Origin of the sequence: Devosia sp. MC521, assembly GCF_014127105.1 — a bacterium.
GTDB lineage: Bacteria > Pseudomonadota > Alphaproteobacteria > Rhizobiales > Devosiaceae > Devosia.
The window spans coordinates 1,900,724-1,915,471 of the sequence record NZ_CP059902.1 but is presented as its reverse complement, the minus strand read 5'-3'; the positions used below and the strand labels follow the sequence as shown (position 1 = coordinate 1,915,471).

General features: G+C 58.2%; 12 protein-coding genes and 3 tRNA genes. 8 read left to right on the top strand and 7 right to left on the bottom strand.

Features of this window, described 5'->3' with window-relative positions; genetic code table 11:
• Window positions 1-72 precede the first annotated feature (72 nt).
• On the bottom strand, window positions 73-1,419 hold the full coding sequence (locus H4N61_RS09100) for an extracellular solute-binding protein (RefSeq protein ID WP_182393820.1): 1,347 nt from the start codon (window positions 1,417-1,419) through the stop codon (window positions 73-75).
• Window positions 1,420-1,709: 290 nt separating this feature from the next.
• On the opposite strand from H4N61_RS09100, the gene H4N61_RS09095 reads away from it, so the two are divergent.
• From H4N61_RS09095 to H4N61_RS09065, 7 genes are all read left to right on the top strand, one after another.
• Window positions 1,710-2,750, top strand: coding sequence for a LacI family DNA-binding transcriptional regulator (locus H4N61_RS09095; protein ID WP_248306500.1), 1,041 nt, complete (start codon window positions 1,710-1,712; stop codon window positions 2,748-2,750).
• A gap of 13 nt (window positions 2,751-2,763) precedes the next feature.
• Window positions 2,764-4,704 (top strand): DUF5054 domain-containing protein, encoded by a 1,941-nt coding sequence (locus H4N61_RS09090; RefSeq protein WP_182393819.1) that lies wholly within the window; start codon window positions 2,764-2,766, stop codon window positions 4,702-4,704.
• 86 nt (window positions 4,705-4,790) lie between these two features.
• Window positions 4,791-5,672 (top strand): NAD(P)H-hydrate dehydratase, encoded by an 882-nt coding sequence (locus H4N61_RS09085; RefSeq protein WP_182393818.1) that lies wholly within the window; start codon window positions 4,791-4,793, stop codon window positions 5,670-5,672.
• A gap of 99 nt (window positions 5,673-5,771) precedes the next feature.
• Window positions 5,772-6,968 carry a TCR/Tet family MFS transporter gene (locus H4N61_RS09080; RefSeq protein ID WP_182393817.1) on the top strand — a complete coding sequence of 399 codons (1,197 nt, stop codon included), beginning with the start codon at window positions 5,772-5,774 and terminating at the stop codon, window positions 6,966-6,968.
• A gap of 462 nt (window positions 6,969-7,430) precedes the next feature.
• Complete coding sequence (locus H4N61_RS09075) at window positions 7,431-7,706, top strand: HU family DNA-binding protein (RefSeq protein WP_169193720.1); 276 nt, start codon at window positions 7,431-7,433, stop codon at window positions 7,704-7,706.
• Window positions 7,707-7,908: 202 nt separating this feature from the next.
• Window positions 7,909-7,984, top strand: a tRNA-Val gene (locus H4N61_RS09070).
• A gap of 101 nt (window positions 7,985-8,085) precedes the next feature.
• Window positions 8,086-8,161: transfer RNA gene (locus H4N61_RS09065), tRNA-Val, on the top strand.
• A 73-nt stretch (window positions 8,162-8,234) separates the two neighbouring features.
• Here H4N61_RS09065 and H4N61_RS09060 read toward each other — a convergent pair.
• Window positions 8,235-8,432, bottom strand: coding sequence for a hypothetical protein (locus tag H4N61_RS09060; RefSeq protein WP_169193721.1), 198 nt, complete (start codon window positions 8,430-8,432; stop codon window positions 8,235-8,237).
• A gap of 124 nt (window positions 8,433-8,556) precedes the next feature.
• Between H4N61_RS09060 and H4N61_RS09055 the strand changes: the two genes are divergently transcribed.
• Window positions 8,557-8,633: transfer RNA gene (locus H4N61_RS09055), tRNA-Asp, on the top strand.
• Window positions 8,634-8,741: 108 nt separating this feature from the next.
• Here the strand turns inward: H4N61_RS09055 and H4N61_RS09050 are convergent.
• The 5 genes from H4N61_RS09050 to H4N61_RS09030 form a co-directional block, all read right to left on the bottom strand.
• Window positions 8,742-9,827: a hypothetical protein gene (locus tag H4N61_RS09050; RefSeq protein ID WP_182393816.1), complete on the bottom strand. Its 1,086-nt coding sequence runs from the start codon at window positions 9,825-9,827 to the stop codon at window positions 8,742-8,744.
• Window positions 9,828-9,902: 75 nt separating this feature from the next.
• The gene (locus H4N61_RS09045; RefSeq protein WP_182393815.1) at window positions 9,903-10,142 is read right to left on the bottom strand and encodes a hypothetical protein; all 240 of its coding nucleotides are present in this window, start codon (window positions 10,140-10,142) and stop codon (window positions 9,903-9,905) included.
• A gap of 739 nt (window positions 10,143-10,881) precedes the next feature.
• A complete protein-coding gene (locus H4N61_RS09040; RefSeq protein ID WP_182393814.1) occupies window positions 10,882-12,276 on the bottom strand; it encodes a DUF6035 family protein in 1,395 nt (464 codons plus the stop codon).
• A gap of 33 nt (window positions 12,277-12,309) precedes the next feature.
• The gene (locus H4N61_RS09035; RefSeq protein WP_182393813.1) at window positions 12,310-13,368 is read right to left on the bottom strand and encodes an AAA family ATPase; all 1,059 of its coding nucleotides are present in this window, start codon (window positions 13,366-13,368) and stop codon (window positions 12,310-12,312) included.
• Window positions 13,369-14,450: 1,082 nt separating this feature from the next.
• Window positions 14,451-14,723, bottom strand: coding sequence for a hypothetical protein (locus tag H4N61_RS09030; protein ID WP_169196902.1), 273 nt, complete (start codon window positions 14,721-14,723; stop codon window positions 14,451-14,453).
• Window positions 14,724-14,748 lie beyond the last annotated feature (25 nt).

Sequence of the window (14,748 nt, the reverse complement as noted above, 5' to 3'; positions counted from 1 at the left end):
GGGGCAAGGCGAGGAGTGTGAAATGTGCTGGTGTGCCCGGCGTCGAGGAAAGACGCCGGGCACTAGGGAGTTCTAAAGCGTGGAGACAGTGTTCTCTTCGCCAACAATGGCGATGACTGCCGAGCGGTACTGAGCCATTGCATCTTCAGGCGATAGTTCACCCGAAACCACGGCTTCGGTCATGCGCTGGATTTCTTGGCTGACTGCGTTGTAGTGCGCATTGTTCGGACGCGCGGTGGTGATTGGCAGCAGGGCCTGGCTGGTTTCCGTCAAGAACGCATTGTCCGGGATCGCCACGTCATCACGCGAGCGAATGCCCGGTGAGAACCCTTGGAACGCCGTCATCTGTTCTTGGCTCATCATGAACGACAAGAACTGCCAGGCTTCCTTCGGGCTGTCGGTATTCGGGTTGATCACATAGCCCGTACCACCGGAGATCGAGACAGCATCTTGTCCGCGAATGCCCTTACCCGGTTCTTGAGCGGGCATCTTCTTCCAAGTCATGACGTTGTCGCGGTCTTTGACTTCGAACTCTGCACCGGGCGCGGTGACAGAGCGATAGAACCAGTCGCCTTCCACCAGCATGGCGGTCTTGCCATCGCGGAAATTGGCAAAGGTGCGGTTGCGACCGTCTGCCAGAAGCTGCGCGCGCTGATCGCCTAGGCCGTCATCAACATAGATGGTCTTGTAGAGGTTGAGCGTGTCGAGAATGGCTTGGGAGCCAACGATGAACTTGCCGTCGTCATTGGTGACGCCTTCGCCCGTGCCCAGCAGTGCCATCCAATAGCCCTGCATGGTGGTCGCTTCGCCCATGGCCACACCAGCGTTCAGCTGCAGTGGGGCTTCGACACCGGCTTCCTTGAGCTTCTTGGCAGCGTCGATCAGATCGGCCCAAGAGGTGGGGTTCCACGTCGCGGTGTCGATGCCAGCCTTGTCGAAAAGGTCTTTGCGGACAAAGACCATGCGCACGTCAGTCCCAAGGCCGACGCCATAGGTTTCGCCGCCATAGGAGAGGATGGAGCGAATGCCGGGCGAAATGTGGTCCCAGCCTTCCCAATTGGCGTAATCTTCGCCAATCAGCTCATCGAGAGATTTTAGGAGGCCGCCTTCAGCAAATGAGGGGATCAGGAAGCCGTCGAAGCCCGAGATGTCTGGGCCTGCGCCGGTCGAGAAGTCGAGAGCTAGCTGCTGGGTGAGCTGGGCGTCTTCGCCACCAAACTGGTTCAGCGTCACATTGATGCCCGGATTGGCAGCCGTGAAGCCAGGAATAACGCTCTCTTCGATCCATTGCGCGGTGGCGCTATTAACGCCGCCGATGACGCAGCGGCAGGTGATTTCTAGATCAACGGCGAATGCCGGCACTGCCATAGCGGTGGCAGAGACGAGGCCGAGCGCAAGTGCGCGTATGCGATTGCTCATCGCAGATTCCTCCCATGTAGTGGCTCCGGATTCTCCGGTAGCCGCTGTTGGCCCGCGCCTCCCTTGGCTTGCGGACACTGTCAGATTGAACACGTTTTCACTGCTCGTCAATGGCAGGCATGGTCGTGTTAACTTTTGTGATGCCGGATCACTTGCTGAAAAGCCCTGTTTTCATTGCATTGTCGCGTCTTTGGGGTGTGGAGAACTTGGTCCCGCGATAGTCTGCATTGACAGTTCCGCTTGGGTTCTGTTCTTAAATGAACACGATTTCATCTGTGTGGAGTGTGTCTGTGAGTATTGCGGGCGAGCCGGGACGGGGTAGGGCGACGGCCGAAATGGTCGCTGCGAAGGCTAACGTCTCGCGGGTGGCTGTTTCACGGGCGTTCAATCCGCACACCTCGCTGAAGCCGGAAAAGCGCGAGCTCATCCTCCGGATCGCCAAAGAGCTGGACTACACCCCCGATCGCGCAGCGCGAGCGCTGGTGAGCGGCCGCTCGCACCTTGTTGGCGTGATCGTTCCAGACGTGTGCAGTCATTGGGAATCTCAAGAGATCGACGCTTTGACGACGGCGCTCCAGAACGAGGGTTTTGCCACGCTCCTGTTTAAGACCCGAACTGACTACTCCATGGATGAGCAGTTGCTCGCCTATATGCGCGGCTTCAACCCAGACTCGGTGATCGCCTTCGTCGAGAATGTGAAGCCGAAAACCCTCGTGCGCTTCCTCGGTCGTGCGGTGCCGATCTACGTCAACTACCCTTTTGAAAATGAAGACGATACGCCGGTTGCCGAGCCATTGTACGACCGCCTGAACGTCTTCCAGCACAATGGCATTGATCAAGCCGTAGCGCTGCTTCAGGGGTTTGGGGCGAAGCGGATTGCCTATCTTTCTGGGCTGAGCAAGTCGCGCGCTAACGTGTCTCGCGAACGGACCCTCCGGCGCGTTATGCGTGAGCGCGGAATGGGCGAGCCGCAGATTATTCCAGGCGATTTCACCTACGACACCGCTTATCGCTCGACTGTCGATCTGTTCCGCATCGGGCAGGGTGCTGATGCAATTTTTGCGGCCAATGACGTCGGCGCCTTTGGCGTTCTAGACGCTTTGCGCCACGAGTTGAACCTGCGCGTCCCTGAGGATGTGAAGGTCGTTGGCTTCGACGACATCGCCCAGTCACACTGGAAAAGCTTCAACCTCACGACGGTCAAGTTTGACCTCGATGAGCGCGTGCGCTGCCTCGTTCGCCTGATTTTGCGGCGGCTCAATGCGCCGGACGCGCCAAGTTTAGAAGAAACATTAAACACCCGTCTCGTCGTGCGTGGCACGGTGGGCTGAGCTGGGCATTTTCATGACGCAAACATCTGAGCAGCAGATCCATCTGATCTTCAAGACCCATCTGGACATTGGCTTCACCGATCACGCCAAGCGCGTGCGCCAGCAGTATCATGAGCAATTTATCCCGCAGGCGATCGCAACCGGCGCGCATTTTTATGCCGAAGATCCTGCCAACCCCAAATTCATCTGGACCACTGGCGCTTGGCTGATTTGGGATCACCTCCAGACCCAAAGCGCAGAAAAAGTCGCACGGCTAGAAGACGCGATCAGGAAGGGCCTCATCGCTTGGCATGGCTTGCCATTTACCTCGCATACTGAACTGATGAGCCCAAAAATGTTCCGCGCGGCATTGAGTTTTTCGCGCGAGCTCGACAAGCGTTTTGGCAAAACGACAATTGCCGCAAAAATGACGGACGTGCCGGGTCACACGCTGGGCATGGTACCACTCATGGCCGAAGCAGGGCTTCGCTTCCTCCATCTTGGGGTCAATACCGCGAGCCCAGTCCCAGACGTGCCGCCAATTTTCCGCTGGCGGGCCGAAGACGGCAGCGAGATTGTCGTCATGTATCAGAATTCCTATGGCGCTACGGACTTTCCCGCAGGTCCGGACTTGGGCCTCAGCTTTGCGCACACCAATGACAATATCGGGCCGCAGAGCGTCGGGCAGACCGTCGAGGCCCTGCGCGAGCTCCATCATGCGAATCCGGGGGCGTTGATCAAAGCCTCTACACTTGATGCGTTCGGCCAGGCGATGTGGGATCGGCGCGAAGACTTCCCAATTATCGACAAAGAAATCGGCGACAGCTGGATTCATGGCGCGGCAACTGATCCGATAAAATTAAGCCAGTACAAAGCACTAGAGAGATTTTACGAGAATTTGGATCAGTCGACGGAGGGGCGCGAGACGTTCGCGCGTCGGCTCGCCATGGTGGCTGAACACACTTGGGGCGTGGATATCAAAACCTATCTGCGCGACGACCAGGCCTTTGATCAGGCCCAGTTCGAACACGCCCGCAAAACTGACTATCGATTCCAATATGCCGAGCAATCTTGGCAGGAACAGCGCGACTATATGCAGGATGCGCTCGCGGCCTTGTCTGCCGAAGATCGCGCCGCAGCCTCGCAGGCGCTCGCCGAACTGGTTCCGATCGCACAGCGTGCGCCACGGGCCGGCAATCAAATCAGCGACGGCGGCTGGGTGGCCGATCTTGATCCGTCGACGGGCGACATTGCTCGTCTGGTGTCGCCGGAGGGCATTGAGATCGCAGGCAGCCAAGGCGCGCTCTTTGGCTACCGCCACGAAACCTATGATTGGGCTGAACTACAAAGGCACCTCGATAGCTATCTTCAACATCGGCAGGAATGGGCCATCCTCGACCATGACAAGCCGGGTCTGCAGAATGCCAAAACCGCGCGCACCGCGTCGTTCGCGCCCACTCATATCGGTGTCGATGCCAATGCGCAGGTCGCCATTGCTGCCATTTCGCGGGATGAGGCAGCGCATGTCGGCATCCCGGCGCGTCACGACATCGCCATTCGGCGCATATCGCATAAGGCGGTCGAGGTCTCCCTGACACTGCGAGAAAAGCCGGCCAATCGCATACCCGAAGCCGGATTTTTCGCGTTCACCCCTGCGGGCGCGGCGGCATGGTCACTGCGCAAAATGGCATCGTGGAAGGACAGTGCGCATATTGTTCGCGCCGGTGGCGGTCAATTGCAGGCCATCGAGGCGGCGCGCACGACGCTCGATCAGATCGATCTGACAATTGAGCCCATTGATAGCGCACTGGTTTGCCCCGCAGGCAGCGACTTCATTCCCTTCCAGCCGGAAATTCCTGATTTCAGTCATGGCCTTCGGTTCAATCTCTATAACAATAAATGGGGCACGAATTTCCCGATGTGGTGGGACGGAACGGTTCAGTTCCGCTTCGTGCTGACCCTCGGCGGGAAATGAACGGACAGGACCGCGTAAAACTGCCAAGCTGGTAGGGTTCCGTGCTCATCACGACGCACCAGACCGCATGATAGGGAAGAACGCACTTGGCACACTCTATGCCTTCCGTCGCTGCTGATGTTCAGTCCGTTCAGAACAGTCCGGCGTTGTGGCAACTGCCGCAGATTGATTCAGAGGGTCACAAGTTTACCCGTGGGCATGTCCTCGTCCTCAGCGGCAGTCCACTGCAAACAGGAGCCTCGCGCCTTTCAGCCTATGGTGCATTCCGCGCCGGGGCGGGCTTGGTCACATTGGTCGGCAGCGAAGCGGCACTGAGGGTGCACGCCGCCCATGTCACGGCAATTATGTTGCACGTCGCTGAAACTCCCGCAGACTTTGCCACGGTGCTCGCAGACGAGCGGATCAACGCCTTGGTGATTGGGCCGGCAGCTGGGGTAGGCGAGGGTACTCGGGAGCGGGTGTTGGCGGGCTTAAAATCCAAGGCCAATATCGTTCTGGATGCCGATGCGCTGACCGTTTTCGCATCAGACCCCGACACTCTGTTTGCAGCCATAAAGGCAAGACCGTCTGGGCATGTCGTTATGACGCCGCATGAAGGAGAGTTCGCACGGCTGTTTGACGCGAAAGATGCGTCCAAGGCCATGCGCGCACATCAGGCAGCGTGCGTCTCGGGTGCGGTTGTGGTGCTGAAAGGCGCAAACACATTCATCGCCGAGCCCGATGGCAAAATCGTCGTCAACGACAACGCGCCTGCGTGGCTGGGGACAGCGGGCTCAGGTGATGTTTTGGCTGGCATCATAGCGGGCCTGATGGCGCAAGGCATGAACGGGTTCGATGCCGCCGCCGCGGGCGCATGGATTCACGGCGCTGCGGGAAGTGCCTTTGGCGGCACCGGCATGATCAGCGAAGATCTCCCGGGGTTCATCCCCAATGTGGTTCAGGCCCTGGCTGAGAAAGTGAAGAGTTGAGGGGCGCGGAGCCGCTTGATCAGAAATTGTGAAGCTCATAGAAATCTGGCGCTGCATTAACTCCAGTTTGAGTGGTGACGCTAGAGCTGGAGCTTTCTGATGAACAAAGCGCTTCTCGTTATCTTGCTAACAGTCATGCTGGACGCCATTGGGATTGGGCTCATCTTTCCCATTCTCCCAGCGTTGCTGCGTGAAGTTGGGCATACTTCTGATATCTCAACAATATTGGGCGTAATGCTGGCGCTTTACTCAGCGTGCCAGTTCTTGTTCTCACCGATTTTGGGCGTGCTGAGTGATAGATTTGGGCGCCGTCCGGTGCTGCTGATCTCGCTTGCTGGCGCGGCGATTGATTATGTGGTGATGGCCTTTGCACCAGAGCTGTGGTTGCTCGTGCTCGGTCGCGCCATCGCTGGGATCACCAGCGCAAACATGGCCGTGGCCACAGCCTATATCACCGACATTTCCACCGAAGAGGAGCGCGCTAGGCGCTTTGGTCTGTTCCATGCTATGTTCGGCATCGGGTTTATCATCGGACCTGTGGTTGGCGGCATCCTAGGCGATATCTGGCTGCGCTCGCCGTTTTTGCTGGCAGCGCTGCTCAACACTGTCAATTTCGCGATGGCACTCTTCGTCCTGCCCGAGTCGCGCAAAGGCCAGCGTGATACGCGCTTTACCTTGGATACGCTCAATCCGTTCAAGCCATTGGCATGGGCCTTTGCTTTCAAAGCCCTGCTGCCCCTGATCGCCATCTATCTGATTATGAATCTGGTCGGCACGGTCTATGGCTCAACCTGGGCCATCTTCTCTGAAGACGTCTACGCGTTTAACGGCATGCTGATTGGTCTGTCCCTTGGGGCATTCGGGCTCTTCCACGCCTTGGCGCAGGCCTTCGTCACCGGTCCCGCAGTCGCCAAGCTCGGCGAGCGCTGGGCCTTGGTTGTCGGCATGGCGTTTGAAATTGGCGCGATGCTCACTCTCGCTTTTGCCACCCATGGAGCGGCCCTCTTTATTATGGCGCCGATCTTTGCACTGGGTGGCATTGGCATGCCCGCGCTACAGTCTCTGACAACCCGCCAAGTCAGCTCTGAACTCCAAGGACAGCTCCAGGGCGTGTTGGCGAGCGTGGTCAGCTTGGCGGCGGTCTTTGGGCCATTGCTGTTCAGCAATATCTATCATTCCATCCGTGGAACTTGGCCGGGCGGAATCTGGCTGGTTGCCATGGTGATCTATCTCGCAGCCTTGCCGCTGATGCTGACAATCAAGAGTAAGCCTATCGAGCACCAAGACGGCAGTTGAGGCTTTGGAATAGGGCTCAAATCCAAGAATCATCGGCCTCGTCTTGGCCTTGCTCCAATAGTGTTGCTGAGTCTGCGAAAACTGCCAAAATCCAAGGGACTCAATGGATTTTGTTTTCAAAAATTGCCCGTAAAATCGAGGCTGCTTTTGACTGCATGACTGGCAATCGTCGCTCGGATGGACTGCGTTCCATGCATCCTATCTCCTTGGTAATTCTGCGAATTCATTTGGTGCGAGCAAGTCGGTCAAAACCGATGTCGGCGTGGAAATGGGACCATATTCCCCCGGAAACCGGGCTTTTCGGGGTTATGGGGCTTGCGAGAGCCATATTTCCGGTCCATTAACTGCTACTACCGTCGGGGCACTGATCGGCCGGATAGTCTGGATTTGCGAGTGATCGCGACTAGCTATCAGGCATCAAGAGCCGCTTGTGGCGGCGAGCATTCACTGTGAGGAAACGCTATGAACAAAAACGATCTGGTTGGCGTTGTCGCCGACAAGGCAACGATCACCAAGGCACAGGCCGCCGAAGCGGTTGACGCAGTGTTCGAAGCTATCACCGAAGCCCTGAAGGCCGGCGACGAAGTTCGTCTGGTTGGTTTCGGCACCTTTGCCGTTTCGCAGCGTAAGGCTTCGACCGGCCGTAACCCTGCAACGGGTGCTGAAATTCAGATTCCGGCCTCGAACCAGGCCAAGTTCAAGCCCGGTAAGGGCCTGAAGGACGCGATCAACGCTTGATTGCGACTTCGCCTCTCGGCATTTGGCCCCGCGCTTCACAGCCGGGGCCTTTTTGTTATGTGGAGAACTTTTTCGGGTGTTGACCTGAAACCCGTGTCCGCATATTCAGTGGCTCGTCGCTGAAGAACAACGGTTCTGCAAGCGGCGCCAGTGCTCTGACCACCAAGTCAGCGTTAGAAAAGGCACTCCGTGATAATGGCACGGGCGATTAGCTCAGTTGGTAGAGCGTCTCGTTTACACCGAGAATGTCGGCGGTTCGAGTCCGTCATCGCCCACCATTGCCGCTCACCAGCGGCGAAGAAGAGTGGTCTTCTTTACTTGGTGCCAGTGCTCTGACCACCAAGTCAGCGTTAGAAAAAGCACTCCGTGATAATGGCACGGGCGATTAGCTCAGTTGGTAGAGCGTCTCGTTTACACCGAGAATGTCGGCGGTTCGAGTCCGTCATCGCCCACCATTCACTTCTCCTGAACGACCAAACAAAACCGCCTCGGCGGTTTTTTGTTTTTTGGTCTCTGCTCAACTCGGTTCTAGAATCTTGTCAGCGTCATTCTCGTCGCAACGGGCAGGGCGGTGATCTGATTCACGTTCAGCGATTCCGATGCTGCATAGAAAATGTGTGGCGTCTCCACCGGACGGCGCCATTTTTGTTTCCTGCCGGGCGCTGCCATCGAGAAGGCCTCGGCCAAGCCGTTCACGGCGCCCAAAAGTGCCAGCCAAGTGCCCACGATATGCCCATCGGCGCCACAGATGTTGAAAAGCTTTGAGAATTTTCTTGGGCCCGCTTTACAGGGGCAAATCACCCCCCTATACAGAGCCCACGTTGCGCGGAACTGATGTTCTCCAAGCGCTGCGGGAGTAGCTCAGTTGGTTAGAGCGCCGGCCTGTCACGCCGGAGGTCGCGGGTTCGAGCCCCGTCTCTCGCGCCACTTTTTCTCATAGAAATCGTTGCGTTTTTTGACTGTCGCCTTTAGCGACTGCAGCGTGTTCCCACTTTTTCGTCTGACGTGTTCCCACTTTTGATCGTGGTCCGTTCCTTACCGCAGTTTGGCCCTGCCGCGCCTGCGGGCCCCGGAGACGGAACGGATCGTCTCTGCGTTTACTGGAACGTACGTAGCGAACAGCGTGTTAGATGCGCTCAGCGTGTTCCCCATAGCGTGGGACAGAGCCTCGGCTGTTCCGCCACCGACAATGGCCTCGCCAGCTCCTGAGCGCCGGAAGTCGTGGCCAAGCGTTCGACGTTCTTCTTTTCCAAATTCAGCGCGGCGAACATCGCGGAAATCATCACCCAACGTGTCTTTGCTATAGGGCTGGCCCGAACGATTCCGAAAGACCGGCGCATCGCCGTGGAGCTCCACGCCTAGCTGGGTTAGGTATGACTGAAGCACGAAGACTGACCGGATGCTCAAAGCTCCTCCAACGGGCTTGCCGGTCTTCCCACGCTCAGTGAAGAAGAGTTCTCCGTGACCAGCCGTTGCTAGCTGAGAAGCTGTCAGCAGACGAATATCGCCAGGGTTGAGTTGTGTGTCCCAGGCAGCAGCTATTACGGCGGAAAGGCCAAAGAAGCCCATGCGCCATGCCCTCTTCGCCAGACGAACAGCCTCACCCTCTTGCCAAGTCTCCTTTCGGCCTTTTGCAGCGTCGTTACGCACGCCCATGGATGGATCAGCGTCACGGACGCAGTAGCCCATAGCGGCCGCAACCTTCCATAGCGCACGCCATATCTTGATTACGCGATGAGCCTCTCGAAGGCTTACTTTGCGCTCGACCATGGACCTAAAGGCGCTGATAGTCACAAGCGTGACACGGCTGGGGCGTACATCGCCGAAGACAGGCTTGATTTGCTTCCATGCACGCCACCAGTCCTCGCGTGTTCTTGGAGCCTTTTTGGCCCATTCGTCGGTTCCGCGGAAACCCTTGAATGCCTCGCCCAGGCTCCCGGAGGGATAGACCGTGAGTTCTTCTGCCCGCTCCGGCGATAGATTCTGTTCGCGACTTGCAGCTGGCGATGGGTGCTTGCCGGTCCGGGTATCATCCCAGCGCTGGTTCCACTCCTCAGCAGTTCTAAAGGCGTCCGGTCCGTGCGGGCCGAGAGGAACCGACACAAAGCCATGCGCTTTCATAGTCGCGGTCGGTTCCCAGAACGCGCGATTATTTCGTTTTAGCTTGTAGTGCCGTGGCGTGCCGCGTCCCATGCTTCATCTCAGCTTCTTAATTCGTCGAAGCATTTCTGCCTCGTCCGTGATCGCTTCTCCGTCGTCTTGTTCCCCCATTAGCTTTGGGTTTCGCTTCGCGATGTAGCGATCAATGGCATCCAAATCGAAGTTGCCTGTCACAGGGTCGGGCAGCGGAAAGCCGTACTTAAGTAGCTCTGCATAAACCTCTTTAAAGCGCATCTCGGTCACGCCGATCCGGTGCGCGGCCTTGGCCGGCGGCACGCATCTGGGCTGAACGTGAAATCGGATCCCCATGGCTTCAAGTTGCCTTGGGGTAGGTAGTTAAAGAATTCGTCTTCTCGACGTCGCGAAGTTGTAGGGTGGTATGCACTGGTGGACTTGCTCTTTTTTCCCGAGCAAGGACCCTCCTGCAGAAAAGTCTGTAGAAACATCGAGAAATTGCCTTCCTGACACAATTTTAGACTTGCGATTCTCGCCCTTGTGGATTTTTCACAAATTGAAGCGAAGTCTTTGTTATAACATGGTCTTTTTCTGCTCGTTGGATTGGAAAGAGTATTTCCTTACCGTGTGTCGCTCAGAAGTACGGCCAGCTCTTCCACTTTCAAATGCCCGCAGGGATGGACCCGTCCAGCTAGTGCTTGGACGGGATAGGGGGTCTGCTATCGCTATGCTGCGCATGCATTGGAAACTGGAGCCTTGAGCTGGCCTTGACCCCAGATCAGGCCGCTCATCGCCTTCGGCGTAGACCAGCTCCGATGGAGCTGGTTGGGGGAAGGGTAGGCGGCCTGATCTGGCGTCAACCTCTGTGCTGGTATGCCTCTTTCTCAAGGACGCGCGCGGGCGCCCCCTTTCTCTTTCTTCTCTTTTCTTTCTTATTGTCCCGGAGAAGGCCGCCTTTGGCGGCCTCTTTGGCATCTGTTTACCCCGAGCTTGTCGAGCGGAGTAAACAGATGCCAGCAGCCTGCGACATCGGAATGTCCCGGGCTGCTTCTCTTCTCTTTTAGTGAGAGTTGCGGCGGTTGATCGAGGGGCCGAACTTTGGCGCCTTGACCAGCAGCTTGAAGGCGACCCAGGGAAACAGCACCGATAGCATCTGGGCGTGGTTGCGAATGACCGATGTTGTGGGCTCGGCGGTCGTGAGCAACGTGTTGAGCTGGTCGCGGTGATCGGGGGTAAGCGCAGCCTGAACCGGAGGCGACATCGTGCACACGGTTTCCACCAGCGGCGCCCAGTCCTTGGCGTTACGAATGGTCAGCACGGTTGCGGTCGCCTGATGCATTGCGGCGAGGGCCACGGGGCGTGCCGTGGGTTCGGCGCAGGATGCATAGGCTTCCGCCGCATACAACCAAGCCAGAACCGCACCAACGCCCTGAGTGATCGCGGTGTCGATATCTCGGCCCTTGATCTGACGCGCGATCGTTGTCCATTCCGGCCGCATCCATTCGAGCGGCTTGCCCTCGGCAAGAGCCGCGCGCATGGATGCCCGCTGAGGGCCAAAATGCTGGCCGACCTGGCTGGCCAAAGACCGGCGATAGCGCTTTTGCCCTTCCGCCTTGCGCGCTGCCGGATCCATGAGGATGGTCTCCTGGTCAACCACGTCGCGTTCCCAGACGTTGTGCAGGGGCAGGGGCGGGGCAAGCCTGGGCATGATGCTCAGTTCCCAGAGCTGGAACCTGCTCTGCTCGACGCAGGCGGCGACGACGTCGGCGTCGAGAGCAAAGATTCGGCCACCCATATTGAGGTAACTGTCGCGGAAGGCCAGCTGACTCAGGCGGTCGAGGTCAGCGGTATCCGTAACCCAGATGTGACGGATTTTGTTGGCCGCGTAAAAGGTGCCCCGCTCGAGAATGGTCGCGAGGGACGCGGCCGCCAGTTGCACGTCGACCGCCACGGCCTGGCCGTCGAGCACGAAGCTCACGTCAGGCTGGCGCCAGGAGCCGTCGAGCGCCCTGATCTGGCGTTCGACCTCAATGTCCGTGACGTTGGGATCCTGCGACAAGCAGAAGGCTAGCATGTGCTTGAGATTGGAATGGTCAGCGCCTTCGCCCAGCCCGGGGAACTTGACTGCACCGATGTCGTGCAGATTTGCAGCGGTGCGTTTCCGGCAGGGTGGGGCATCCACGTTGGCATGATGCTTGAAGTGCGCACCCCGGCCGTCACGCGGGGTGTTCGCGGATGCCGGATTCTGGGCAACAAACAAAGGCTCGTTGCAGCCGGGGCACCGAAAGCGCGGATGACCGGCGACATAAGCCGTGCGCACATCGGCCCGGAGTTCGCTAAGCCCAACTTCTGTCAGAGGATCGAGGATATTTCGGGCCAGACGGACCTGCTGGCCCGGAGGCATCGTGGTGTCGGTGACGGTTTCGATGGCGCGAAGCTGGATGGTCTTGTTCATGGTCTGCGTCCTTTTTTGCGTTTTATCAAGAAATCAGTTGAGAAGAGGGCGGGTCGCTGCCGCATCGGCGCGGTCCAGGGCTTTGTGGAGTTTGCGAAGCGAGGTGAGGCGGCCCGTGCGGACGGCGCGGATCAGCGGCGCGACAAGCTCGTCGGGCAGGCCGCGGCGCTGCACTTCGCGCCGGGCGATTTCGGCAATCTCATCGACGTCCGGCGCATTGAGACGAATGACGGTGCAGCGATCGCGGACGGGCCTGGCGATGCGATTGAGGTCATTGCAGAGCAGAATCCAGTTGATGAAGCTGAGATCGACTCTGGATTGCAGGAAATGGTCGACGTGCGCGGCCGCGGTGTCGCGCTGCAAAAGCGGCAGCATGATCTCGGTGGCATCGGACCGGGCGTGCGCCGAGAGGTTTTGCAGCTTGTCGAACTCGTCGACGATGATGATTGGATTGGCCACCTGCTCGTTCGCCAGGAACTGCACAACTTCGGAAGGCCGGGCATGGCTCCAGACGCTGTCTGCACTGACGATCGGCGTGCCGGTGGTCATGGCGGTGGCGTCGAGATAAAGCGCCGGCAGCCCACTGGCCGCAGCCAGGCGCATCGCCATCGTAGTCTTGCCACACCCAGGTGGTGCTTCGATCAGGATCGGCTTGAACTGGAAGTGGGGTGCGCCCCGGCGCACCATGGACTGCGCACTCTGCCGGATCGCTTCGAGCGGCCGGGCAAAATTTGGAGCCGCCTCGAAGACGGTTGCGACCAGCTCGTCGATGGCGTGAGCCTTTGCCGGGCCTTTGAGAGCCAGAGGGTCACTCAGCGCGCGGGCGATCTCGATGGCGCGAAAATCGGGCCCGCGATCGCTGCGCTTTCCGCTATATGCGGACGGGTCCGGTTCAGGACTGAGACGGACAAAAGCCGTATCCGATCCCCAAAGCATGCGAGGACGCCCCACTGCTGTGCGGTTGAGCGTGTCGAGCTCTGCGTCATTGAGCAGGCGTTCCACGGGATTGGGGCCATCGCCAAGATCGGCAGGATCGTCAAACTCAAGAGGTGGCGTTGCCGGTGGCAGCGCATTTTTTGCAGATTTGGACATTTTCGACAGACTCCAGCGCAAGCCGGTCCGAGGGTGCGGACGGCAAGCAGGCAGAGTTTTGGGACGGACCACGCAGCCGGGTTCATGCGAGCGCAGGGCTCGCGAGGGTCAGCAGCATGATCGACGGAAGCGGGGGCTAGCGCTTAGCGCGCGCCGAGTTGCTGCGAGGAGCAAGCCAGCTGTTACCGTCATCGAAAATATCAGGGAGGGAGTTGCAGCGAATCCAATCGCCGCGATAGATGAGCATAGCCATTCGGCCACTCCTGTTTGCGCAGGTAAGGTCGTCTGGTCAGGCCGCTGGAGTTGTTGACGCAACTCTGGCGGCTGCCTTGATGACAACCGGGAATCCGGGCGGAGTCCTGAAAGCAGGATGCATCAAGCGATCCCGGCCGTCATCGCAAACCGTTAAGAATGGTTAATGGCACCTGGGCGATAAAACGGAAAAAGCGTCGAAGGATTTCGAATCGACCGATGACGAAGCCCTAAAAGTCCTTACGGCGCTTGGCGATTCTACACGCTTCGATATTTTTCGAAAGGTTCAGCAGGCGGTCGGATTATCGTCTTCTGACCTGAAAAAGCGAAAAATCGGCATCGACTATGTCGCATCACTTCAAGCTGCTAGTCGATGCAGGGGTGCTCGAAACCACGCGTGACGGCAAGCACGTGCGATACCATGTTCACAGGGGGACCATGACCAATTTTGCGAAGTGGGCGTCAGAGCAGGCCGAGTTGGCAGCTTTGAACGACCTCGGGAGATACATTGTGCGCAACCCGGTTTAGCAAGTAGCAGGCCGGCTCGGAGGGACACCGATATCTTGGCTGTTCGGGATTTTGTACCTTCAAATTCCCGGCCTTGAAGTGGGGAGAGGAGACGCATCAATCGGTAGAAGAGGTCTATTGCGGTGAGGGACATTTTCAGTTGTCGGTGATGCCTCATTCGGAGAGCGACATTCCGGTGAGGGGCATATGCCTACTCCAGGCGCGTACCGGATATGTCTATTCGCCGTTGTGCCAGCCATCTGGGCGAAGCATCAAGCTAACCGACAGAACAGAGGTAAGCGGTGTTCTGCGGCCACTTAGGTTCAGGGTCGCGGGAACTGCACGACGTTGTTGCCGCGCATAAAGGCGCCGGCTCCCTCGCTGTTCAGTGCGTTCAAGGCAGCGTCAAGCGCCTCGCTGTCGGTCTGGAACTGATTGTCCCAGACGTGGCTGTCGTTGTGGTGGTCCACGACCTCGAGGGTCCAGGTATCGTCCGTTTCGAGCCGATGGATATTGATCAAGAAGGCATAACCTTCGACCACTACCCGCTGGCTTTTTCCTGATGTGACCAGGTTAGGGTGGTCTTGATCGTTCATGGGAGGGGCCTCGTTGCTGGTGGTT

Excerpts from the sequence above, each read along its gene's own strand:
- H4N61_RS09050 (WP_182393816.1), bottom strand. The coding sequence starts at position 9,827 with ATGAAAGCGCATGGCTTTGTGTCGGTTCCTCTCGGCCCGCACGGACCG.
- H4N61_RS09040 (WP_182393814.1), bottom strand. The coding sequence starts at position 12,276 with ATGAACAAGACCATCCAGCTTCGCGCCATCGAAACCGTCACCGACACC.
- H4N61_RS09090 (WP_182393819.1), top strand. The coding sequence starts at position 2,764 with ATGACGCAAACATCTGAGCAGCAGATCCATCTGATCTTCAAGACCCAT.
- H4N61_RS09075 (WP_169193720.1), top strand. The coding sequence starts at position 7,431 with ATGAACAAAAACGATCTGGTTGGCGTTGTCGCCGACAAGGCAACGATC.
- H4N61_RS09035 (WP_182393813.1), bottom strand. The coding sequence starts at position 13,368 with ATGTCCAAATCTGCAAAAAATGCGCTGCCACCGGCAACGCCACCTCTT.
- H4N61_RS09080 (WP_182393817.1), top strand. The coding sequence starts at position 5,772 with ATGAACAAAGCGCTTCTCGTTATCTTGCTAACAGTCATGCTGGACGCC.
- H4N61_RS09030 (WP_169196902.1), bottom strand. The coding sequence starts at position 14,723 with ATGAACGATCAAGACCACCCTAACCTGGTCACATCAGGAAAAAGCCAG.
- H4N61_RS09100 (WP_182393820.1), bottom strand. The coding sequence starts at position 1,419 with ATGAGCAATCGCATACGCGCACTTGCGCTCGGCCTCGTCTCTGCCACC.